This is a genomic window from Nocardia heshunensis (assembly GCF_054782115.1).
This window is the reverse complement of record NZ_BAAGTC010000004.1, coordinates 405,084-426,847: the sequence shown is the minus strand read 5'-3', so window position 1 is coordinate 426,847 and position 21,764 is coordinate 405,084. Positions and strand designations below refer to the sequence as shown.

General features: G+C 68.2%; 21 protein-coding genes. 11 read left to right on the top strand and 10 right to left on the bottom strand.

Annotation, left to right across the window (positions count from 1 at the left end; genetic code table 11):
* Together ACYVN4_RS14585 and ACYVN4_RS14580 are read right to left on the bottom strand one after the other, a co-directional pair.
* Complete coding sequence (locus tag ACYVN4_RS14585; RefSeq protein ID WP_379359046.1) at positions 1-564, bottom strand: TetR/AcrR family transcriptional regulator; 564 nt, start codon at positions 562-564, stop codon at positions 1-3.
* Position 565: 1 nt separating this feature from the next.
* The gene (locus tag ACYVN4_RS14580; RefSeq protein WP_460721263.1) at positions 566-1,417 is read right to left on the bottom strand and encodes an alpha/beta fold hydrolase; all 852 of its coding nucleotides are present in this window, start codon (positions 1,415-1,417) and stop codon (positions 566-568) included.
* Between the two features lie 104 nt (positions 1,418-1,521).
* Between ACYVN4_RS14580 and ACYVN4_RS14575 the strand changes: the two genes are divergently transcribed.
* Together ACYVN4_RS14575 and ACYVN4_RS14570 are read left to right on the top strand one after the other, a co-directional pair.
* Positions 1,522-1,734: a DUF5808 domain-containing protein gene (locus tag ACYVN4_RS14575; protein WP_460721261.1), complete on the top strand. Its 213-nt coding sequence runs from the start codon at positions 1,522-1,524 to the stop codon at positions 1,732-1,734.
* Between the two features lie 45 nt (positions 1,735-1,779).
* A complete protein-coding gene (locus tag ACYVN4_RS14570; RefSeq protein ID WP_460721259.1) occupies positions 1,780-2,805 on the top strand; it encodes a helix-turn-helix transcriptional regulator in 1,026 nt (341 codons plus the stop codon).
* Positions 2,806-2,820: 15 nt separating this feature from the next.
* On the opposite strand, the gene ACYVN4_RS14565 is transcribed toward ACYVN4_RS14570, so the two are convergent.
* Positions 2,821-3,189 (bottom strand): DUF4267 domain-containing protein, encoded by a 369-nt coding sequence (locus ACYVN4_RS14565; RefSeq protein ID WP_460721257.1) that lies wholly within the window; start codon positions 3,187-3,189, stop codon positions 2,821-2,823.
* Between the two features lie 14 nt (positions 3,190-3,203).
* Positions 3,204-3,527 (bottom strand): NIPSNAP family protein, encoded by a 324-nt coding sequence (locus ACYVN4_RS14560; RefSeq protein WP_460721255.1) that lies wholly within the window; start codon positions 3,525-3,527, stop codon positions 3,204-3,206.
* Between the two features lie 214 nt (positions 3,528-3,741).
* On the opposite strand from ACYVN4_RS14560, the gene ACYVN4_RS14555 reads away from it, so the two are divergent.
* The 8 genes from ACYVN4_RS14555 to ACYVN4_RS14520 all read left to right on the top strand — a co-directional run bounded on the left by ACYVN4_RS14555 (position 3,742) and on the right by ACYVN4_RS14520 (position 12,177).
* Entirely contained in the window at positions 3,742-4,638 is an 897-nt protein-coding gene (locus ACYVN4_RS14555) for a DMT family transporter (RefSeq protein WP_460721253.1), read from the top strand.
* 124 nt (positions 4,639-4,762) lie between these two features.
* A complete protein-coding gene (locus ACYVN4_RS14550; RefSeq protein ID WP_460721251.1) occupies positions 4,763-5,254 on the top strand; it encodes a GbsR/MarR family transcriptional regulator in 492 nt (163 codons plus the stop codon).
* 119 nt (positions 5,255-5,373) lie between these two features.
* Positions 5,374-6,738, top strand: coding sequence for a serine hydrolase domain-containing protein (locus ACYVN4_RS14545; protein ID WP_460721249.1), 1,365 nt, complete (start codon positions 5,374-5,376; stop codon positions 6,736-6,738).
* A gap of 21 nt (positions 6,739-6,759) precedes the next feature.
* A complete protein-coding gene (locus ACYVN4_RS14540; protein ID WP_460721248.1) occupies positions 6,760-7,467 on the top strand; it encodes a hypothetical protein in 708 nt (235 codons plus the stop codon).
* A 172-nt stretch (positions 7,468-7,639) separates the two neighbouring features.
* On the top strand, positions 7,640-10,024 hold the full coding sequence (gene lon, locus ACYVN4_RS14535) for an endopeptidase La (protein ID WP_460722665.1): 2,385 nt from the start codon (positions 7,640-7,642) through the stop codon (positions 10,022-10,024).
* Positions 10,025-10,154: 130 nt separating this feature from the next.
* Complete coding sequence (locus tag ACYVN4_RS14530; protein WP_460721246.1) at positions 10,155-10,970, top strand: heavy metal-binding domain-containing protein; 816 nt, start codon at positions 10,155-10,157, stop codon at positions 10,968-10,970.
* A complete protein-coding gene (locus ACYVN4_RS14525; protein ID WP_460721244.1) occupies positions 10,967-11,338 on the top strand; it encodes a DUF5073 family protein in 372 nt (123 codons plus the stop codon). The genes ACYVN4_RS14530 and ACYVN4_RS14525 overlap by 4 nt, the downstream gene beginning before the upstream one ends.
* Positions 11,339-11,475: 137 nt before the next feature.
* Positions 11,476-12,177, top strand: coding sequence for an endonuclease/exonuclease/phosphatase family protein (locus tag ACYVN4_RS14520; RefSeq protein WP_460721242.1), 702 nt, complete (start codon positions 11,476-11,478; stop codon positions 12,175-12,177).
* Here the strand turns inward: ACYVN4_RS14520 and ACYVN4_RS14515 are convergent.
* The 6 genes from ACYVN4_RS14515 to ACYVN4_RS14490 form a co-directional block, all read right to left on the bottom strand.
* Entirely contained in the window at positions 12,174-13,163 is a 990-nt protein-coding gene (locus tag ACYVN4_RS14515) for an oxidoreductase (protein ID WP_460721240.1), read from the bottom strand. The genes ACYVN4_RS14520 and ACYVN4_RS14515 overlap by 4 nt on opposite strands.
* Positions 13,164-13,249: 86 nt before the next feature.
* Positions 13,250-14,086: an enoyl-CoA hydratase/isomerase family protein gene (locus tag ACYVN4_RS14510; RefSeq protein WP_460721238.1), complete on the bottom strand. Its 837-nt coding sequence runs from the start codon at positions 14,084-14,086 to the stop codon at positions 13,250-13,252.
* 28 nt (positions 14,087-14,114) lie between these two features.
* Positions 14,115-15,185, bottom strand: coding sequence for a DNA polymerase IV (locus tag ACYVN4_RS14505; RefSeq protein WP_460721236.1), 1,071 nt, complete (start codon positions 15,183-15,185; stop codon positions 14,115-14,117).
* A 12-nt stretch (positions 15,186-15,197) separates the two neighbouring features.
* Positions 15,198-15,668 carry a hypothetical protein gene (locus ACYVN4_RS14500; RefSeq protein WP_460721234.1) on the bottom strand — a complete coding sequence of 157 codons (471 nt, stop codon included), beginning with the start codon at positions 15,666-15,668 and terminating at the stop codon, positions 15,198-15,200.
* 179 nt (positions 15,669-15,847) lie between these two features.
* Positions 15,848-16,801 carry a class I SAM-dependent methyltransferase gene (locus ACYVN4_RS14495; RefSeq protein ID WP_460721232.1) on the bottom strand — a complete coding sequence of 318 codons (954 nt, stop codon included), beginning with the start codon at positions 16,799-16,801 and terminating at the stop codon, positions 15,848-15,850.
* Between the two features lie 69 nt (positions 16,802-16,870).
* Positions 16,871-18,748, bottom strand: a complete 1,878-nt coding sequence (locus ACYVN4_RS14490) for an ABC transporter ATP-binding protein (protein ID WP_460721230.1) — start codon at positions 18,746-18,748, stop codon at positions 16,871-16,873.
* A gap of 141 nt (positions 18,749-18,889) precedes the next feature.
* Between ACYVN4_RS14490 and ACYVN4_RS14485 the strand changes: the two genes are divergently transcribed.
* Positions 18,890-21,658, top strand: coding sequence for an FAD-binding and (Fe-S)-binding domain-containing protein (locus ACYVN4_RS14485; protein ID WP_460721228.1), 2,769 nt, complete (start codon positions 18,890-18,892; stop codon positions 21,656-21,658).
* Positions 21,659-21,764 lie beyond the last annotated feature (106 nt).

The window sequence follows — 21,764 nt, the reverse complement described above, 5'->3', positions numbered from 1 at the left end:
TCAGGCCGAGCCGATTTCGGTGAGGCCGCGATCCAGGAAGCGGATCATCCAGTCGAAGCTGTCCTCGGCGTCGTTGCTCCACTGGAAGCCGTCCGCGGCCTGCAGGGTGGCGAAGCCGTGGAACAGGCAGCGCAGCGTGCGCTGGGCGTGCACCATCTCGTCGGCGCCGATCCCGTAGCCGTGCAGCACCGCCGCCATCGAGTCCAGCACCCGCGAACCCGACTGCAGCAGTGGATCATCCGGCCCGGTGAACTTCGCGCCGACGGTCGCGGAGTAGCGCCCCGGATGCTCGACCACGTAGTCGCGGAAGGTGTTCGCGAAGGCGGCCAGCGCGGCGCTGCCGGATTTGCCGTGCATGGCGTCGCGGACCTGCTGGTCCACCTCGGCCATGGCCAGCGCCGCGATGCCATGCTGCAGGTCGGCGAGGCTCTCGATGTGCTTGTACAGCGAGGGGGTTCGCACCCCCAGCCGCTGTGCCAGCGTGCCCAGGGCCAGATTGCCGAAACCGACCTCGTCGGCGAGGGCGGCCCCCGCGGCGACGACGTCGGTTCGGCTCAGGCCCACCCTAGGCAAGGTTTTCCTTCAGGAAGGGCAGCACCAACTCTGCCACCTGGTCGGCCTTCTCGAACTGCGGGTAGTGGCCGGTGCCCGGGACCACGGCGAGGCTGCCGAGTCCGGCGGGCAGGGCCGCGACGATGCGCTGACCCTCGGCCTCGGGGCTCGGGAAGTCCGGGTCGGCGCCGCCCATGATGATGAGCGCGGGCTGGGTCACGTTGGGCACCTGGGCTTCCGCGTCCGCGGGGGTCGACTTGCCGGTCTTCATGAACTCGGCCATCCGGCCCGGCTCGGCCAGCTTGGCGGCCACCTCGGCCAGGTACTCGTCGCGGTCGGCCGGGTTGGAGGGCATGGCCACCTTCAGGTACTTCAGCCACTGGCCGACGCTCTTCAACATCATGGTGGCCATCAGCGGGATCATGCCGCTGCGGTGCCGCGAGTTGGTGAAAAGGGCTGCGACGTCGACCTTCTGGGTCAGGGTGAAGGGGTTGATCTCCACGACCGCCCGCACCAGGTCCGGCCGCAGCGCCGCGGCGATGGTGACCGAGCCGCCCGAGAGCGAGTGCCCGATCAGGACGGCGGGCTCGCCACCCAGCTGCTCGATGACGGCCAGCAGGTCGTTGGCGACGTCGGTGCGGCTGATGGCGGCCTTGCCGGTCTCCGAGGCCCAGTCCAGGCTCGACTCGCCGTGGCCGCGCATATCGGTGTTGATCACCCGGTAGCCGGCGGCCACCAGCAGTGGCATCAGGTGCTTGTTGACATTCCGGTCGATGCCCATGCCGTGCGACAGCACGACCAGCGGGCCCGTTCCGGCCTCGTTGTACGCGATCCGGCCACCTGCGATGTCCACGTACTCGGTCATGTCGTTCTCTCCCTAGCGAGTGAAGCTAACTGCGATAGCCATAAAGCTAATGCAGTTAGCCCAAGCCGTCAACCCCTACGCCGAGATTCGTCTACTGTGAGCCTATGACCAGCGAAAACGACAAGGAACCCCCCGCTCCCGAGGGCACCTGGGCCGGTATCCCGTACGACTGGCGACGCCCCACCCGCGAGCGGGTCCGCTCCCGCTGGTGGAATCCGGACGACCCCCGATTCCTCACCCCCAAGAGCTTCGGCTGGGGCTACAGCTTCAACCTGTATCGCCTGTTCCATCCGCGCGCGGGCCGCTCGAACCGGTAGTCGCGGGCCCGGGAACAACGGCATCCGGGACGTGTTGAACGCGGTATGAAGTCAGCGCTGGCGAATACCGTGTCGTCCCTGGTGATTCGGCTGGTGCTGGATGCCGCGCAGCCCGCCGGGCCGCAGGGACCGCAACTGGCCCACATCGGTGGACTGGATCGATCGCTGCTGCCCTACGACCGCACCCGGATTCCCACCGCCGACCTCTACCGGCTGTGGGAGGTGCTGGTCAGGACGGGTGGCCGCGAAGTGGGCGTGCGAGCGGCCGCCACCGCGGAATTCGGGCGACTGCACGTGTGGGACTACCTGATTCGCAGCGCGCCCACGCTGGCGGACGGTTTCCGGGACGCCGCGCGGTTCAGCGCCGCCATCTGTGATCCGTCCGTCGAGTTCCGCGTCGTCGAGGACGGTGATCAACTCCAGGTGACCTACGTCGACACCCCGTCCAAGGACGCTGTCGCCCAGGTGCATCGGGAGTTCGCCCTGGCCGTGGCCGTGCGGCGAGCCCAGGAAGGCTTCGGGCCGGCGGCGACGCCGGTACGGGTGGATTTCGCCCACTCCGCGCCGCCGCATCGCGAATACCTGGTGCGGGCCTTGGGAACCGACAATATTCACTTCGATCAGCGCTCGGACACGATCACCTTCCTGAACGCCGGTTCGGCGCGCGGCGCACACCCGCACGACCCGCAGCTGCGCGAGATCCTGCACTTCTACGCGCAGGCGCAGATCGACACTGCCCGGCCCGCATCCTCGTGGCTGGAGACCTTCCGGTCGGAGTTGCGTGAGTCGTTCTGCGTCACCGCCGATGGCACGGTCAGCCTGGAGGTGGTCGCGGACCGCCTGAACCTGAGCGGCCGCACCCTGCAACGCCGCCTGACCGAACAGGACACCACCTGGCGCGCCGAACTCGAGACCGCCCGCCACGAGCTGGCTGTCTCCCTCCTCCATGACCGGACCCTCTCGATCCAGGCCATCTCCCGCCGCCTCGGCTACCGCGACCACCAGACCATGGGCCGAGCCTTCCGCCGCTGGACCGGCCAGTCGCCCAGCGCCTTTCGCCGATCCCTCTGAACCTCGCGGCCCGGATCAGGCGGCCAGCAGCAGGCCCGCGCCGATCACCATCACCGCGGCGGTGGCGTGGTGCACGCCGAAGGCGGTGGCCTTGGGCCCGCCGCTGTGCAGCACATTGAAGCCGTCGATGACCGGAATCACCGCGCCCGCCAGCATGAACCAGCCCAGGGTATGGGCGGGGGCGGTGATCATCAGCGCCACGGTGATCGCGCCGAGGCCCAGATCCCGTCCGGCCTTGATCGTCATATAGGGCTCGAGTCCGGGGACCTCCGGAATGCCGTAGGAAGTGGCGGCGGCTTTGGGGACCAGCTGGGCACGGGCGCCGATCAACAGCAGGAGGGCGCCGGTGAGTCCGGTGATGCCGTAGCCGATGGAACTGAGCATGGTGTGGTCCTTCTTCAGAGCAGGGCGGAGCCCGGCGAGGGCGTCAAGCGGGTGGAGGTGACGCCGAGAATGGCGGATACGTCGAAACCCGCCATGTCGGCCCGCAATTCGGGACTGTTCAGATAGCGTTCGGCCACCTCGGCCGGATCCACTCCCTCGGCGAAGGACAGCAGCGCGTAGAGCCGGTGGCCCTCCTCGGTATTCGTCCAGATCCCGTGTGCGCCTATGCCGTAGGCGAGAAAGCTGATCAGGTGCCGGGGGTAGTGGATCCGCCGATACGTGTCGAGCGCCTCGGCGGTGGCGAGGGTGTAAACCCTGAGCTCATAACTGCGTGACATCACACCGACGCTAGGAGCGGCGTCCCTGCCCCGGTGCGCTGATTCGCGACGAAAACAGTGCATTCGCCGCCACTCTCGCCGCCACCTCGGGAGCAGGCATGTCGAGTCCGGGTTGCGGCGCGTTATGCCCCCCTGCGCGCACTTCCATCACGCATACGTTCAGCAGATGAGAAGCCGGATCGCCGATGGGATTGCACAGCCAGCCTTCGTTCTGATGTGGAGTAGTGCGTTCATCGCGGGGATCATCGGGGTGGGCGCGGCTCCGCCGATGGTGGTGTTGCTGGGGCGGTATGCCATCGCGGGGCCGCTGTTGTTGCTGTACGGCCTTGCGGTGCATGCGGTCTGGCCGCGTGGCCGTGAATTGCGGCACGTCATGGTCGCCGGTCTGCTCATGCAGATCGTGCAGTTCGCGGCCTTCTACTCGGCCATGGGTGAACACGTCTCGGCCGCGGTGATCTCCCTGGTGCAGGGGCTGAATCCGGTTGTCATCGCGCTGTTTTCGCGGGTCCTGGGTGAGCACATCAGCGTGCGGCAGTGGATCGGGTTCGGCATCGGCGGCATCGGCATCGCGCTCGCCGTCGGTGGGCAGTCCCATTTCTCGTGGCTCGGGCTGGTGTTGTGTGTCGTCGGTCTGCTCGGTCTCAGCCTGGGCACCGTCTATCAGAAGAAGTTCAGTCCCACCGTGGACAGCCGGGCCGCCACCGCCGTCCATCAGTTGGTCAGCGCGCCCTTCGCGGGCCTGCTGGTGTTGATCAGTGGCAACGTCCACATCAGCGACCCCGGCCGCTTCGCGATCTCCCTGGCCTGGATGATCGTCATCAACTCCATCGGCGTCTTCCTGCTGTTCAACGCCATGCTGCGACGCTGGGACGCCACCCGAGTCGGCAAACTCTTCTTCGCAACCCCCGCCACCACCGCGATCCTCGCCTGGCTGTTCATCGGACAACCGTTGCACGCCTTGACCATTGCAGGGCTCGGCGTCGGCGTCATCGGCATGGTGTTGGCTTCCTTGAAGCCGCACACCGCTGACCGCGCACCCGCCACAAACCCGGAGCTCGAAGGCTCTCAGGACCCGACCGCGCAAACCCCACTCGAAGAGATCAGGCTGTAAATCGGCAGGTCGGGCAGGCATCGGTGACCGTCGACGCCGTCGCTGCGCTGCCGCGGTGACCATACAATTCCTGAAATGACAGAAATTCCTGTCATTTCAGGAATTGTGGTGCTACGGTCTTGGTATGCCGCTTGCTGATGAGCTCAATTTCGTCGATGGGATCGGACGGCACTTCGCACGTCAGAACGGTCTGCCGCCGATGACCGGCCGCGTGATCGGATGGCTGCTGATCTGCGATCCGGCGCAGCAGAGCATCGCCGAGATGAGCGAGGCGCTGCGGGTCAGCCGCAGCGCGGTGGCCGCCGCGGTCACTCAGCTCGAAGAGTGGTCGTGGGTGCAACGGACGCGCACCGCCGGGGAACGAGTGGATCGGATCAACCTCGACCCCGGGATCTGGTTGCGGCTGCTGGACAAGAGCGAGGAATACCGCATGCTGGCCGCGATCGTTCAGCGCGGACTCGACCTGCTGCACGATTCGCCCGGCCCGCGCCGGGCCCGCCTGGCAGAGGCGGCGGCCTTCGCCGACTTCATCACCGAGCGCATGCCCGCGATCGCTGCCGAATGGCAGGTTCGCCGAGACGAACTACGCGCCGCGGGCACTCTGCCGACCACTTGATCCCACTTCCCTGATCACTGGTTCACGGACACCTGATGGGTGCCCGCGATGCCCCATGCCCATATTCGGGCGCAGACCGCCGCATACAGGCGGACACCTGATGGATAAGGAGAAGCCCGATGAGCTTCGATATCGCCGTATGGCAGGACCGCCTCGACGAACTGTGCGCGGACCACCACATTCCGGGCGCTTCGCTGGCGGTACTGACCGATGGCACGATCCATGAATTGGCCAGCGGTGTACTGAATTCCGCGACAGGTGTGGCCGTCACGACCGACTCGGTGTTCCTGTCCGGCTCGACCGCGAAGGTCTACACGGCCACTCTCGTCATGCAGCTCGCCGATGCCGGAAAGCTGGACCTGGACGCGCCGGTGGTGAGCGTTCTTCCGGAGTTCGCGACACCCGACGCTCGAGCCACGCAGCGGATCACCATCCGCCAATTACTCAGTCACACAGGCGGAGTCACCAATGACTTCAACTACGACTCCGGCCGCGGTGACGACTGCCTGGCCAAATACGTGGAAGCCGCACGCTCGGTGCCGTTGGATCTGCCGCCCGGCACCGCGTATTCCTACGGCAGTCTCGGTTATGTCGTACTCGGCCGCATCATCGAGGTGGTTACCGGCACGACCTGGGACCGCGCGCTCACCGACATGATCTTCACACCGCTGGGCCTGCGACGCTCGATGACGTTGCCGGAGCAGGCCCTTCGCTTCCGCGTGGCAATGGGGCACACGACCGGTCCGAATCCGGTACCCGCGTCGGAGTGGGACCTGATGCCGCGATCGGCCGGGCCGTACGGGAGGGTCATCATCTCCGCGGCCGATGTCGTGCGTTTGGCCCGGATGCACCTCGACGGCGGCATCGCCCCCGACGGCACCCGCCTGCTCTCGGCCGAGGCAGTGGCGACGATGCAGCGGCGCCAGGTCGACACCCCGGACAAGTGGACCATGTCCGCCGATGGCTGGGGTCTGGGCTGGGCGCTCTACGACTGGGACGGGATCACCGGTTTCGGCCACGACGGCAGTGCGGTCACCCAGCACTCCTACCTGCGGGTCGTCCCCGCCGCGGGAGTGGCGATCGCCCTGCTCGTCAACGGCGGCGAATTCACCCGGCTGTACTCGGATCTGGTCGGCGAATTGCTCGCAGAGCTTGCCGGGGTACGCATGCCCGCACCGTTCGCTCCGCCCGCCGATCCGCCCGAGGTCGATATGACTGCCCTCGTCGGTGCCTACAAACGCGAAGGCGTGCAGATCACCGTCGGCGACAACGCCGGCCGAGCGCGCATTCGATACGAGTTCATCGACGGCATGAAAGACCTGGCCCCGGCATTCGAGACGACTCTGACTCCCGTCTCGCAGACCGTATTCGCCGCCACCGGCGGTCCCGACGGCGAGGACTACACCCCCGTCGTCTTCGCCGTCACGGCCGACGGCACGCCTTGCGTGTACGTGAGCATGCGTGCCACGCCCAAAGTCGCCTGACATCCGTGTTGAGGAAACCTGATGAACATCAAGAAGTTTGCCCTGATCACCGCATTCGCGATCACCGTGACAAGTCTCGATGCGGGGGCCGCGGCCGCCACGCCGCCGCCCGGAACGGAAGGCGTCGCCTACGCCGCACGCACCACCGAATCGTCGGCGATCATCACCACCGATACCGGTTCCCTTACGATCGACAACAACGTATTCGAGATCAGAGCGGCCGACGGCACAGCCCTCGCCGGTACCGAATTATCCTTCCGCGTAAACGATTTCGTTTTCCCCATTGACGCGCAGATCGACGATCACACTGCTGTTCTGACGCCACGGCTCGATCTGCGGCACGCTGTCTACCGACCTGTCGCACTGCCTTTCGACGATTCAGCGGACTGGAAAAGTCCCTACGATCGCGAGGCGGCCGCCTGGAATCGGCTGGTCAGCACGATCAGTGTCGGCGCCGTCGCCGGCACCCTGCTCGGCACCCTCGGCGGCGCCGGAATCGGCTGCGCCCTGGGCGCTATCGCCGGCGCGACGGTCGCGGCAGCCACCGTCGTCGGACTCTTCGGGCCGTTCCTCCCCGCCGGATTGGCCGGCTGCCTCGGCGGCATCGCCGCATTCGGTGCGGTGGGCACGGTCGCCGGCCAGCTACTGGTGACCGCGCCGATCGCGATCGCCGCCGCCATCCAATACTTCACCACCATCAATCAAACGTTCGTGCCACCGAACAAATAGGGCTCACGGCGCCGCTCAGCGATCGTTCGCCCCCGGCGAACAACGGGCCGGAACAATCGGTATACCCCCGAGGTTGACAAGGTAACGCTCAACCTTGGAAGGGGTCGAAGACGTGACTACACCTCAGAACCTGCCGGTCCTGTTCCTGACCGATCCGATCGTGCTCCCGGGCATGGTCGTGCCGATCGAGCTGGACGAGTCGTCGCAGGCCGCCATCGATGCCGCCCGCGCGGGCAAGGTCAACCAGGTGTTGGTCGCGCCTCGCCTCGATGAGGGCTACGCCACCTACGGCGTGGTGGCGACCATCGAACAGGTCGGCCGCATGCGCGGCGGCGCGCCCGCCGCGGTCTTGAAGGCGGAGAGCCGGGCCAAGATCGGCCACGGCGTGACCGGACCGGGAGCGGCCCTGTGGGTCGAGGCCGAACCGGTCGAGATCCCGGCCGCCGACGGACGCACCAAAGAGCTTGCGGCCGAATACAAGAAGCTGGTCGTGTCGGTCCTGCAGCGCCGTGAGGCGTGGCAGGTCATCGACGCGGTCAATCAGATGAACGATCCGTCCACCCTGGCCGACGCCGCCGGCTGGGCCTCCTACCTCAGCAATGAGCAGAAGCGCGAAATCCTGGACACCCCGGATCCTTTCGCGCGACTGACCAAGCTGATCGAGTGGACCACCCAGCACATCGCCGAGACCGAGGTCAGCGAGAAGATCAGCGAGGACGTGCGCGAGGGCTTGGAGAAGACCCAGCGCGAGTTCCTGTTGCGCCAGCAGCTCAATGCGATTCGCAAGGAGCTGGGCGAGGACGAGCCGGACGGCGCAGAGGACTACCGCACCCGCGTCGAGAACGCCGACCTGCCTTCGGACATCAAGGAAGCCGCGCTGCGCGAGGTCGGTCGCCTGGAGCGTTCCAGCGATCAGAGCCCGGAGACGGGCTGGATCCGCACCTGGCTCGACACCGTCCTGGAACTGCCGTGGAATGTGAAAACCACTGACTCCACCGATGTTTCGGCCGCCCGCGCCCAGCTGGACGCGGATCACCACGGCCTGGACGAGGTCAAGGACCGCATGGTCGAGTACCTGGCCGTGCGTTCCCGCCGGGCCGCCCGCGGCCTGGAGGTCGTCGGCGGACGCGGTTCCGGCGCGGTGCTGGTGCTGGTCGGTCCGCCCGGTGTCGGCAAGACCTCGCTGGGTGAGTCGGTCGCACGGGCCCTGGGCCGCAAGTTCGTTCGCGTCGCCCTGGGCGGCGTGCGCGACGAGGCCGAGATCCGCGGTCACCGGCGCACCTACGTGGGCGCGCTGCCCGGCCGCATCGTGCGCGCCATGAAAGAAGCGGGATCGATGAATCCCGTTGTCCTGCTGGACGAGATCGACAAGGTCGGCAGCGACTTCCGCGGCGATCCCGCGGCGGCCCTGCTGGAGGTGCTGGACCCGGCGCAGAACCACACGTTCCGCGACCACTACCTGGACCTGGATCTGGACCTGTCCGACGTGCTGTTCATCGCGACCGCGAACGTCCTCGAGACGATCCCCGGCCCGCTGCTGGACCGCATGGAACTGATCAGCGTGGACGGCTACACCGAGGCCGACAAGGTCGCCATCGCCCGCGACTTCCTGATCCCGCGGCAGTTGGAGCGCAATGCTCTTACGGCCGAGGAGGTCTCGATCACGGACGAGGCGCTGCGCGAAGTCGCCGCGAACTACACCCGGGAAGCCGGCGTGCGGCAGATGGAGCGGCTGATCGCCAAGGCGCTGCGCAAGGCGGCGACGAAGCTGTCGGAGTCGGCGGACATCGCCGAGACCGAAAGCGTGATCAGCAACGGCGAATTCGTGCCGGAGGGTCTGGGCTACGACAAGAATCTGGGCTACGAGGCCGAAACCCCTGCGGCCACCGGCAAACTGGTGATCGGACTGGGTGACCTGAAGGACTACCTGGGTCGTCCGCGCTTCACCCCGGACGGGGTGGAACGCACCGCGGTCCCCGGTGTCGCGACAGGTCTGGCCGTGACCGGCGCGGGCGGTGATGTCCTCTACATCGAGGCCAACTCCGCCGACGGCGATCGTTCCCTGACCCTCACCGGTCAGCTGGGCGACGTCATGAAGGAGTCCGCGCAGATCGCCCTGACCTACGTCCGCTCCCACCTGGAAGAGATCGGCATCGAGCCGAGCGTGCTGGATCGCAATATCCACATCCACTTCCCGGCGGGCGCGGTGCCCAAGGACGGACCGTCCGCGGGCGTCACCATGGTCACCGCCCTGGTGTCGCTGGCCCTGGGTCGCCAGGTCCGCGCCGATGTCGGCATGACCGGTGAGGTCACGCTGAACGGACGCGTCCTGCCGATCGGCGGCGTGAAGCAGAAGCTGCTCGCCGCCCAGCGCAACGGCCTGAAGACCGTGTTCATCCCGGCCCGCAACGAGCCGGATCTGGACGAGGTCCCGGCCGAGGTGCTGGCCGCCCTGGATGTCCGCCCCGTCGCCGACGTGGCCGAGATCCTGGCCTACGCCATCGAGCCGGTGGCGGAACCGGCCTACGACGGGCGGGCGCTGAGCGCGACCGCGTAAACCGCGGGGAAAGGGGCCGTGCGTGTTCTCAGAACACGCACGGCCCCTTTCCTTTTTCGCCAAGCCCGGAACCAGACCGAGTCGTACCCTCGTTATGGATCTATCGGGGATCCGACGGAGGGCGAACGCAATGCAACCGAATCAGCCGAATCAGCCCGGCCAGCCGCAGCCGCTCGATCAGGTCGCGGGTGAGCGTCTCTCGCACGCGAACCGCATCTTCACCTCGGACCTGTCGGTCAACGAGTTCGCGCTGCTGCACGGTGCGGGCTTCGAGCCCATCGATCTGGTGATGGGCGTATCCGTCTATCACGTCGGCTTCCAGTTCACCGGCATCCGCCAGCAGCAGGAGCTCCCGGTGCTGACCGAGGCCACCTATCGGGCCCGTTGGAATGCCATGTCCCGCATGCAGGCCGAGGCCGACGCGCTCAAGGCCGACGGCGTGGTGGGTGTCCGCCTGGAGTGGCGACAGCACGGCGAATCCATGGAGCATCTGGAGTTCATCGCGGTCGGCACGGCCGTCCGCTTCACGAAGAGCCCCGGCAGCTACCGCCGTCCGAACGGCCAGGCGTTCACCAGTCACCTCTCCGGCCAGGACATGGTGACGCTGCTGCGCACCGGCTACGCCCCGGTCGCCTTCGTCATGGGCAACTGCGTGTTCCACGTGGCCGTGCAGAGCTTCCGGCAGATGCTCAGCCAGATGGGCCGCAATATGGAGATGCCGCAGTGGACCCAGGGCAACTACCAGGCCCGGGAACTGTCGATGTCCCGCATGCAGGCCGAGGCGGAACGCGACGGCGGGACCGGTGTCACCGGCGTCAGCTTCGATATCTCCAACTACGCCTGGGGTTATCACACGGTGGAGTTCTATGCCTCCGGCACGGCGATTCGCCGCATCGGTGACGGCGACCCGATCATCCCGCAGTTCACCCTTGGTTTGGACTCGTGACCGACTTCGATATCGAGACCGCCACCGGTGCCATCAATGCGGCACTCGGCGGTCCCGGTGGGCTGGGTCTGGTGTTCAACGTCTTCTCCGGCGTCCCCGGAGTTACCCGAACCCCGCCCCGCAAATCCATGTTCCGCTCGGATCCCGAACGGGTGCAGATCGGTTCGTGGCGCTACGAGGTGACCCGCGATCACCGCATCAAGGCCGGTCACATCGTCGGCGGGATCGTGCTGGCCGAGGAGTTGCTCCCGGCCGCGGGGATCGCACCGCACCTGGCCCGCGCGCTGGCCGAGATTGCCGCCTCCTACGGGCCACCCGCGCTGCCGCACCTGTCCGCCGCGCTGGAGGTGCTCGCCGGGGCGGGCTGAAAGAGCAACAGGCGAGCGAACTTTCGTTGTTTCACATGAAACCTAAGGGGGTGTGGGGGCTTAGCCCCCACACCCCCTTACTGTTTTCGAATGGAACGAAACCCGCACGGTCCGTGCGAATCTCATAGGGTGCTGTGGTGATCTCCGTAGCGACCTGGAATGTCCTGCACCGTGTCCACGCCGACAACTGGGTCAGCGATATCGCCGGGCTATGGCCGGAGGAGTCCAAGCGGATCGCCGCCGTGACCGCGACGGTCACGGCCCGCACCGAGACGGTCGTCGCGCTCATGGAGGTCAGCGGCGACCAGCTCGCGAGCCTCCGGAATGCCCTGCCCGGCAGGGAATTCCATGTGCTCGACTATCCGCGGGTGCCGCGTCCGCGCCGAGTGGCCAATGTGCTGGAAGACCGCAGTGAGCATCTGGTCATCCTGGTCGACGGTACCGCGCGACCGGTCGCGGCCGAATCCTTCGCCCTCGACCGTGGCAAGGGTGTCCTGACGATCGAACTCGACGGACTGCTCGTCGCCGCCACCCATGTGACCGGTGACGAACGCCGCGACGATCAGCTGAAGCGCCTGCGTGAACTCACCGTCGCGGGTCCGTCGGTGTTGCTCGGCGACTTCAATATCGATCGGACCGCCCTGGCCGCGGGCTTGGGAGCCGGCTACGCGGTCGGCGAGTTCCCGCCGGATTCCGTCCCGACCCGCCCCCGGGATTCGGGCTCTAAATCCCAGTTCATCGATCACGTGGTCGGACACGGAATCCCGGTGCGCGACGTGACCGTCGAGGATGTGGCCGGGGCCTCCGACCACAACCTCGTCCGGGCCGTAGTGGGCTAGAACTCCCCCGCGACCCCGAGCACCGTCCGGCCGGAGTGGGTGCCGTCCAGGATCGAATGCAGGACGGCCTCCGCCTCGGTGATCGGTGCGTAATTCTCCAGCAGCGAGAGATGCTGGGGCTTCAGATCCTTCGCGAGCCGGGCCCACAGATCGCGTCGCTGCGCGATCGGGAAGTGCGCGGAGTCGATGCCGAGCAGTGAAACCCCGCGCAGGATGAAGGGCATGACCGTGGTCGGCAGGTCGGAGCCGCCGGTGAGCCCCGAAACCGCGACCGCACCACCGTATTTGATGGAGCTGAGGATGTAGGCGAGCGAGGTGCCGCCGACGCTGTCGACCGCGGCGGCCCACTGCGCCTTGCCGAGCGCCCGGACCTTCTCCTCGCCGGGCAGCCGCCCGATCACGGTGTTCGCACCCAGTGCCGAAAGCAGTTCGCTCGCACCGATTTTCCCGGTGGAGGCGACGACCTCGAAGCCCAGCGCGGCCAGAATGTCGACGGCCACGCTGCCGACACCGCCGGTCGCACCGGTCACCAGGACCGGCCCGGCATCGGGGGTCAGACCCGAATCCAGCAGGGCCTGCACACTCATCGCCGCGGTGTACCCCGCGGTGCCGATGGCCGCGGCCTCGCGTGGGGTGAGCCCGTCGAGCTTCACCACCCAGCCGGCCGGTACGCGCGCGTATTCGGCGAAACCGCCGTGATGGGCCACCCCGATGTCGTAGCCGTGCGCGACCACCAGATCGCCGGGCGCGAATTCCGGATCGGTGGAGGCGAATACCTCGCCGGTGAGGTCGATGCCGGGGATGAGCGGGTACTGGCGCACCACACCGCCGCGCGGGGTGATGGCCAGTCCGTCCTTGTAGTTGGCGCTCGTGAAGTGCACCTTGATGGTCACCTCACCCGGCATCAGGAAGTCGTCGGTGACTTCCTCCCGGGTGAGGGTGATCCCACTGTCCGTTTCGTGTGCCACCATCGCCTGGAACTCCATGCCCCGAGCATAGGGCTCGAGGCGCTGGTCAGATCGGTGAAAGCGGCCGGGATCAGGCGAATTTCGGCCGCAGGCGAATTTCCGGCTCAGGTGAACTTGGGAGCGCGCTTGCCGGTGAATGCGGCGATGCCCTCCTGCCCGTCGACCGACTCGGCGCAGCGGGTGATGAAGGCGGCCTCGGTGTTCAACTGCTCCTCGAGGGTGTGCTGGGACGAGACCAGCAGCAGCTTCTTCACATTCGCGTTGGAGCCCTTGGGCCCGGTGGCGAATTCCTGTGCCAGCGCCTCCACCGTGTCGGTCAGCTCGGCATCCGGCACGACCCGGTGCAGCAGGTCCCACTCCAGCGCCTCGGCCGCGGACAGGGTGCGGTTGGTGAGCATCAGGTCCTGGGTCTTGCGCAGGCCGATGAGGCGGGGCAGGTAGTAGGAGGCGCCGCCGTCGGGGCTGAGCCCGATCTTGGTGTACGCCATGGTGAATTTGGCCGATTCGGCCGCCACCACCAGGTCGCCCGCGACCGCGAGGCTGAACCCGGCGCCCGCCGCGGTGCCGTTCACGGCCACGATGAGCAGTGCGTCCATCCGAGCCAGCGCGGAGACCGCGTGGTGCAGGGTGGCCGCCAGCTTCTCGATGAACCGACCGGCATCCTCGCTCTCGGCCATGGCGCGGACATCGCCGCCCGCCGAGAAGAAGCGCCCGGCCCCGGTCAGCACGACCACCTTCACGGCCGGATCGTCCGAGCAATACGACGCCGCGCGCACCAGTTCGTCCGCAAGCGCCTGGTCGATGCCATTGGCGGCACTGGGCCGGTTCAACGTGATGCGGGCGATCGGGCCGTCGTGCTCGAACAGGATGTTCTCGTAGTCGCGCCCACCCGTCGCCCCACCGCCGCCCCTATGGGAATCGCTGCGCGATGCTGAGTCCATTTGAATGCCTTCCGTCGGTGGAACCTGATCACAGCATGGCGTATTCGACCCGGACCCCGAGCAGCCGGATCGGCCGATCCAGCTCGAAGGAATGCAGGACCTGCAGTGCCGTCTGCACGATCTCATCCACATCGGCCGTCGGCGCGGGCAATTTCCGCTGTTTGCTGCGGGTGAAGAAGGTCTTGGTCCGCACCGTCACGCTGACCCGGCCGATGCCCCGCCCCTGCGCCACCGTCTCCTCGGCCACCTGGGTGGCCAGCCGGATCACCGCGGCATCGATCTCGGCGGGCTCGGTGAGGTCGTGCGGAAACGTCTCGGATCGGCTGTGGCCCACCGGCTCTCGTGGCTCGGCGATGTCGGTGTCGCCCGCGCCGTGGCCGAGCACCCACAGGTAGGGGCCGGTATTCGGCCCGAACTCCTGGGCCAGCACGTTCCGGTCTGCGGCCGCCAGATCCGCGACGGTCTCGATACCCAGGCCGCTCAACCGTTTCGCGATCCGCGCGCCGATTCCCCACAGCGCACCGGTGGGTCGGTGCGCCATCCGTTCCACCCAGTTGTCGGCGGTGAGCCGGAAGACACCGGTCCCGGCCTCCGGATCGGCCGGTTCGTCGGTCTTACCGGCCTTGCCTACGGCCTTGGCGAATCCGGTGGCCAATTTGGCGCGAGTCTTGTTGTCCCCGATGCCGACCGCGCAGGTCAGCGCCAATTCGGCGATGGCCGAGCGGATCTCACCGGCCAGTCGCTCGGGATCGTCGGTGTCCACCGCCAGGAACGCCTCGTCGAAGCCCAGCACCTCCACCCGCCCGGGAAAGGTGCGCAGCAACGCCATGATCTCGTCGGACGCCTCGGCGTAGAACGCGAGATCCTGCGGTAGGAACACGCCCTCCGGGCAGATCCGTGCGGCATTGCGCAGCGGCATTCCGGCGCGCACCCCGAAGGCGCGCGCCGGATAGGACGCGCAGGACACCACCTTGCGGGGTTCGGCGGGATCGCCGTTGCCGCCCACGATGACCGGCTGACCGCGTAACTCGGGGTGACGCCGGAATTCGACCGCGGCCTGGAATTGGTCGAGGTCGACGTGCAGCAGCCAGCGCGTCACCCCTCCGTCTTATCAGGCCGAGCGGCGTAACCACCGCAAGGGTGACCGGTACGCGTAGCGCGCCTTCACCACCCCGGTGTCGACCTGGCCGACGACCCGGATCAGCGGCGCGCCCGGAAAACGCGGCAGCCGGACCCGATTGGCGACCGTGCCGTTGCCGGGCGTGACCCCGTCCAGATCGACCCGCCAGCCGCGCGGCACGATCAGCACGATGGCCCCCGCACCCGCCTCGACCTGCACATCGATCTCGCGCCGCGAGCAGCGGGCCCGGGTGAAGTCGACCACCAGCTTGCCCGAAACACAGTCGGCCACCAGCTTTTTCGGAACCAACCAGTCGTCGTCTGTCCGCCGGGTCCCGCCGGTCACCCTGATCGTCAGGGGTGGCGCTTCGGTGGCGGGCTGCGGTCGCCGCGCACCGAACATGCGCTCGACATCGTCGACGTGGGTCGCGGGCGTCTGCCGCTGCACCTTGGTACGGGTCACCGAAACTCCTCCCCCGGCATGTGAAACGATCATCTGAGATATGCCATGGGAGCTCGAATTATGCCGCATAGCAGGGCATTTCGGGAGGTCGGAGCCGCGTCGGCGGGCACAACACGGTGTCGGTTCGGGCACGGCCAGATCACGACCGTGCCCGGCCATGCGGGCAGGCTATCGACGGACTATCGACGACCCAGGAATACCGTGGTCGCGCCCAGGATGTAAATGTCCTCGCGCGCACCGAGATACGTCTCGGCGGCCGGGGCCAGCAACGTGGCGAGGGTGGCCCGATCCGCCTCCGAGAGGCGATCCCCGACCCGCTCGCTCAATCCGCTCAGCCACGCGATGACGCTGTCGCGCACGGCCGGTGCGGGCGGCGCGGGATGATCGGTCAGCACGCTGAAGGAGGTGACCGCCGACAGCCCGGCCCGGCTGAGCGCCACATTCCAGCCGTAGGGCATGGGGGTGGAATCGGTGATGTCCGTGCGCATCTGGGCGAAGCCCGCCTCGCGCTGGGCCAGCAGCCGGTCCTGCAGGCCGGGCTCGCCGACACCGAGGTCCCAGGGCAGGCAGCGCATCGCCAGTCCGCCCTCGGCCAGTGCCAGCCAGCCGTCCGGTCGCAGCAGTTCGGCCAGGCGGGTGGTGCCCGCCTGTTGATCGGGCAGATGGTGGACCGAGCGCGAGGCCCACACCAGATCGGCGGCGGGCAGTCCCGCGCCGAACTCCGCGGCGGCGGCATCGGCACGCACCGTCTCCACCCGAACGCGATCATCGCCCGCGAGCGCGACCTTCACGGCCTGCTGCGCCACCTCGAGCAGTTCCGGCACCACATCGACGATGACCAGCCGGCCGCCGCCGCGGGCCAGCAGTTCGTGCGCGAACGCCACGCTCTGGCCGCCCGCACCGGCCCCGATGTCGATGACGGTCGGTTCGGTCCGAGCGGGAATCAAGCCGATCAGTCGCCGCGCGATCTCCGCATTGGCCTCCGCCGACATGGCATCGTCCCGCTGCAGATCCGGGATCATCGTCGCCCAGTCGATGTTGTCGTGGGTGTGGCCGTGACCGTGCCCATGGCTGTGGCCGTGCTGGTGGTCGTGCGTGCCCGTCTGTCCGTGCGAATGCGAATGAGATCCCATGCTCCCGACGCTAATCGTCCGTGCGCCGGGAGCCCCACTCCTTTTGCCGGTTCGGCAAGCCGAACCCCGCTACACCGCCGCGGGGCTCGCGTCGGCGAACTGGGTGCGGTACAGCTCGGTGTAGCGGCCGTCCGCGGCCAGCAGTTCGGCATGGGTGCCGCGCTCGACGATGCGGCCGTGCTCGAGCACCAGGATCTGATCGGCATTGCGGATGGTCGACAGCCGGTGCGCGATGACCAGCGCGGTACGGCCCGCGAGCGCCTCGCCCAGCGCCTCCTGCACCGCGGCCTCCGACGTCGAGTCCAGCGAGGCGGTGGCCTCGTCGAGGATCACCACGCGCGGCTGCTTGAGCAGCAGCCGGGCAATGGTCAGGCGCTGGCGCTCACCACCGGAGAGCCGGTAGCCGCGCTCGCCGACCACGGTGTCCAGCCCGTCGGGCAGCGATTCGAGGAGATCGCGCAACCGGGCCCGCTCCAGCGCATCCCAGAGTTCGGCCTCGGTGGCCTCCGGGCGGGCCAGCAGCAGATTCCCGCGAATGCTGTCGTGGAAGAGGTGCCCGTCCTGGGTGACCAGGCCGACGGTGTCCTGGATGGACTGCGCGGTCAGCTCCCGCACATCCTTGCCGCCCAGCAACACCGCACCGGAGTCCACGTCATAGAGGCGCGAAACCAACTGCGCGATGGTGGATTTCCCGGCTCCGGAGGAGCCGACCAACGCCACCAGCTGCCCGGGTTCGGCGCGCAGCGAGACCTGGTGCAGCACTTCCTCACCGCCGCGGGTGTCGAGCGTGGCGACATCCTCGAGCGAGGCCAGCGACACCTTGTCCGCCGACGGGTAGCCGAAGCTGACCTCGTCGAGCTCCACCGCGATCGGGCCGGCGGGCACCGGCACCGCCAGTGGCGAATCCTCGATCAGCGGCTTCAGATCCAGGATCTCGAAGACCCGCTCGAAGCTCACCAGCGCCGACATCACATCCACCCGGGCGCTGGCCAGCGCGGTGAGCGGCGAGTACAGCCGGGTGAGCAGCAGCGAAAGCGCCACCACCGCACCGGGTTCCAGCTGCCCCTTCAGCGCGAGGTAGCCGCCGAGCCCGTAGACCAGCGCCAGCGCGAGCGCGGACACCAGCGTCAGCGCGGTGACGAACACGGTCTGCAGCATGGCCGTGCGGACGCCGATATCGCGCACCCGCCCGGCGCGCAGGCCGAACTCCGAGGATTCCTGGCGCGGGCGGCCGAACAGCTTCACCAGGGTCGCGCCGGGCGCGGAGAACCGCTCGGTCATCTGGGTGCTCATGGACGCGTTGAGCCCGGCCGCCTCGCGCTGGATTCCGGCGATGCGCTCACCCATGCGCCGTGCGGGGATCACGAAGACCGGCAACAGCACCAGAGCGAGCAGGGTGATCTGCCAGGACAGCCGCAGCATCACCGCGAGGGTGAGCGCGAGGGTCACCACATTGGTGACCACGCCGGAGAGGGTGGTGCTGAACGCCCGTTGCGCCCCGATGACGTCGTTGTTCAACCGGCTCACCAATGCGCCGGTCCGGGTGCGCGTGAAGAAGGCGATGGGCATCTTCTGGACGTGGTCGAACACCGCGGTGCGCAGATCGAAGATGAGCCCCTCCCCGATGCGCGCCGACAGCCAGCGGATGACGATGCCCAGACCGGAGTCCAGCACCGCGACCGCCGCAATGATGGCGGCCAGCGTGATCACCGTGCGCGGTGCGCCGTGCCCGACGATGGCATCCACCACCCGCCCGGCCAGTACCGGCGTGGCCACCGCCAGCAGCGCCGAAGCGATACTGAACACCAGGAACGCCACCAGCCGCCGATGATGCGGGCGCGCGAAGTCCAGAATCCGGCGCGCCGTCACCAGCCGGAACGGCCGCTGCTCGGTGGGCGCGTTCATCTGCCGGTACAGCTGGCTCATCGCCACGGATTCGATACTCATCCCCGCTCCTCACATTCGGGTTCTATCGAACCCTGCACCACCGACACTAAGACCTCAACAAAGGTTCAGATCAAGCCCATCCGCCCGGCACAGTGGTTCGCGCTGAGCGAAATCCAGCGGCCGCCCGCCTAGGGTTGGGGCGTGAGCGAGGCGTGGGAGCGAACGTTGCGCGGGGCGATCACCGGCGAGGTCGACACCGATGCCCGGCGGCGTGCCGAGTACTCCTCGGATGCCTCCAATTATCGGGTGCTGCCGCGCGCGGTCGTTTTCCCGCGTGATGCCGCCGATGTGAGCGCCGCCCTGGATCTGGCTCGGGTGGAGGGGCTGGCGGTGACCGCGCGCGGCGCGGGAACCTCGGTGGCGGGCAATGCCGTCGGACCGGGGCTGGTGCTGGACTTTTCCCGTCACATGAACGCGATCCTCGAACTGAACCCCGAGCGGCGGATCGCCCGGGTGCAGCCCGGCGTGGTGCAGTCCTCGTTGCAGCGGCGCGCCGGGGCGCGCGGGCTACGGCTGGGACCGGATCCGTCCACGCAGAACCGGTGCACGCTGGGCGGGATGATCGGCAACAATGCGTGCGGGCCGCACGCCGTGGCCTGGGGGCGCACTTCGGATGCGGTGCGGGAGTTACGGATTCTCGACGGGCGGGGTGTCGAACGCGAGCTCGGTGGCGATCTCACCGTCATCCCGGGCCTGGCCGATTTCACCCGCGCACACCTGGCCCTGATCCGCACCGAACTGGGCCGGTTCGAGCGGCAGGCATCCGGCTATGCGCTCGAACATCTACTACCGGAACGTGGTTCGTCGGTGGCGCGCGCCTTCGTCGGCACCGAGGGCACCTGCGGGCTGCTGCTGGAAGCCACGGTGGAGCTGGTCCCGATTCCCGCCGCGACGGTGCTCGTGGTGCTCGGATACCCCGATATGCCCACGGCCGCCGACGATATCGCCGCGGTCATGGCGGTCCGTCCGCTCGCGGTGGAAGGCATGGACGCCCGGCTGGTCGAGGTGGTGCGCACCCATCGCGGCGCGGTGCCGGAACTGCCGCGCGGCGGTGGCTGGCTGCTCGTCGAAATCGACGGCGGCACACCGCAGGCGGCGCACGAGCGCGCCGAGCACCTGCGCACGACCGTGCACGCGCTGGATTCCCGATTGGTCCCGGACCCCGCGGAGGCGAAGGCGTTGTGGGGAATTCGCGCCGACGGTGCGGGCCTGGCCGGTCGCACCCCGGACGGCCATCCGGCCTGGCCCGGCTGGGAGGACGCCGCCGTGCCGCCGGAGCGGCTCGGCGACTACCTGCGCGACTTCGCCGACCTCACCCGCGAGCACGGCCTGGACGGCCTGCTCTACGGCCATTTCGGGGACGGCTGCATCCATGTCCGCCTGGATCTGCCGATAGCCGATGCCCCGCAACGCTTCCGGGCCTTCCTCGAGGACGCCGCCCGGCAGGTGGTGAAGTTCGGTGGCTCCCTCTCGGGCGAGCACGGCGACGGCCGGGCCCGCTCGGAACTGTTGCGGCACATGTACTCCGAGCAGGCGCTGGACGCCTTCGCCGAATTCAAGCGCCTCTTCGATCCCGGCGACGTCCTCAATCCCGGTGTGCTCGTGCACCCGCGACCCGTCGACGCCGACCTGCGGTTGGCGGGCCTGCGCCCGCTGCCGACCGTCGGCGGTTTCGCCTTCCCCGCCGACGGCGACCTGGCTACGGCCGTGCATCGCTGCGTCGGTGTCGGCAAGTGCCGCGCCGATACCAGCGCGTCCGGCGGCTTCATGTGTCCGTCGTATCTGGCCACCGCCGATGAGAAGGACAGCACCCGGGGTCGTGCCCGGGTGCTGCAGGAGGTCGTGCGCGGAGCCCTCGATCCGCGTTCGGCCGCCGTCGCCGAATCACTGGATCTGTGCCTGTCCTGCAAGGCATGTGGATCCGACTGCCCCGCCGGGGTCGATATGGCCACCTACAAGTCCGAGACGCTGTATCGCCACTACCGCCGTCGGATCCGGCCGATCGATCACTACTCCCTGGGCGCGCTGCCGCGCTGGCTCGGCGCGGCCACACGGCTGCCCCGGCTGGCGAATGCCCTGAGTTCCGTCGCCCCGCTGCGCACACTGGGGCTGCGGGCGGCAGGCATGGATCCCCGTCGCGAGGTGCCGCGCCTGGCACCCACGAGTTTCCGGCGTTCGGCGCGGGTGGCGACCGGTGGCGGGACCGGCGTCCTGCTGTGGCTCGACACCTTCACCGACGCCTTCGATCCCGAGATCGCCGGTGCCGCCGTGGAATTGATCGAATCGCTGGGCCATCGGGTGACCATCCCGGACCGTCAGGTGTGCTGCGGCTTGACCTGGATCAGCACCGGACAGCTGGATGCGGCGCGAAAGCGACTGCGCGCCACCGTCGATGCCCTGGACGCCCACGTCCGCGCGGGCGGCGTGGTGCTCGGCCTGGAACCGTCGTGCACGGCCGCCCTGCGCGAGGATCTCCCCCGCTTGATACCGGATGACCCACGCGCCGCCGCGGTGGCGGCCGCAATCGTGACCCTGGCCGAATTCCTGGAGACCCAGCCCGATTGGCGGCCGCCGGACCGCACCGGGCACACCGTCGTGGTCCAACCGCACTGCCATCAGCATGCGGTGCTCGGTTTCGAGGCCGACCGCCGAATTCTGCGGCGCACCGGCGCCACGGTGACCGAAATATCCGGATGCTGTGGACTTGCCGGAAATTTCGGAATGCAGCGCGGCCACTACGACGTCTCGGTCGCGGTGGCCGAGAACGGCCTGCTTCCGGTGCTGCGCGCGGCACCGGAAAACTCGATCCTGCTCGCCGACGGCTTCTCCTGCCGCACCCAGGCCGCGCAGCTCGCCGGACATTCCTCCCGGCACCTCGCTCAATTCCTGCTGGACGCCCCCGCTCCGTGAAAATGAAGGGCACCTGCCCCATCCGGTATGGATGTGGGGCAGGTGCCCTTCCCTCATCTTGCAATGCCGAACATTTGCCGATCGAGCAGATGATCGGCGTCCTCGC

Bases quoted from the DNA above. Each gene is read 5' to 3' on its own strand.
- ACYVN4_RS14580 (WP_460721263.1), bottom strand. From the start codon at position 1,417: ATGACCGAGTACGTGGACATCGCAGGTGGCCGGATCGCGTACAACGAG.
- ACYVN4_RS14575 (WP_460721261.1), top strand. From the start codon at position 1,522: ATGACCAGCGAAAACGACAAGGAACCCCCCGCTCCCGAGGGCACCTGG.
- ACYVN4_RS14570 (WP_460721259.1), top strand. From the start codon at position 1,780: ATGAAGTCAGCGCTGGCGAATACCGTGTCGTCCCTGGTGATTCGGCTG.
- ACYVN4_RS14565 (WP_460721257.1), bottom strand. From the start codon at position 3,189: ATGCTCAGTTCCATCGGCTACGGCATCACCGGACTCACCGGCGCCCTC.
- ACYVN4_RS14560 (WP_460721255.1), bottom strand. From the start codon at position 3,527: ATGTCACGCAGTTATGAGCTCAGGGTTTACACCCTCGCCACCGCCGAG.
- ACYVN4_RS14555 (WP_460721253.1), top strand. From the start codon at position 3,742: ATGTGGAGTAGTGCGTTCATCGCGGGGATCATCGGGGTGGGCGCGGCT.
- ACYVN4_RS14550 (WP_460721251.1), top strand. From the start codon at position 4,763: ATGCCGCTTGCTGATGAGCTCAATTTCGTCGATGGGATCGGACGGCAC.
- ACYVN4_RS14545 (WP_460721249.1), top strand. From the start codon at position 5,374: ATGAGCTTCGATATCGCCGTATGGCAGGACCGCCTCGACGAACTGTGC.
- ACYVN4_RS14540 (WP_460721248.1), top strand. From the start codon at position 6,760: ATGAACATCAAGAAGTTTGCCCTGATCACCGCATTCGCGATCACCGTG.
- lon (WP_460722665.1), top strand. From the start codon at position 7,640: ATGGTCGTGCCGATCGAGCTGGACGAGTCGTCGCAGGCCGCCATCGAT.
- ACYVN4_RS14530 (WP_460721246.1), top strand. From the start codon at position 10,155: ATGCAACCGAATCAGCCGAATCAGCCCGGCCAGCCGCAGCCGCTCGAT.
- ACYVN4_RS14515 (WP_460721240.1), bottom strand. From the start codon at position 13,163: ATGGAGTTCCAGGCGATGGTGGCACACGAAACGGACAGTGGGATCACC.
- ACYVN4_RS14510 (WP_460721238.1), bottom strand. From the start codon at position 14,086: ATGGACTCAGCATCGCGCAGCGATTCCCATAGGGGCGGCGGTGGGGCG.
- ACYVN4_RS14495 (WP_460721232.1), bottom strand. From the start codon at position 16,801: ATGGGATCTCATTCGCATTCGCACGGACAGACGGGCACGCACGACCAC.
- ACYVN4_RS14490 (WP_460721230.1), bottom strand. From the start codon at position 18,748: ATGAGTATCGAATCCGTGGCGATGAGCCAGCTGTACCGGCAGATGAAC.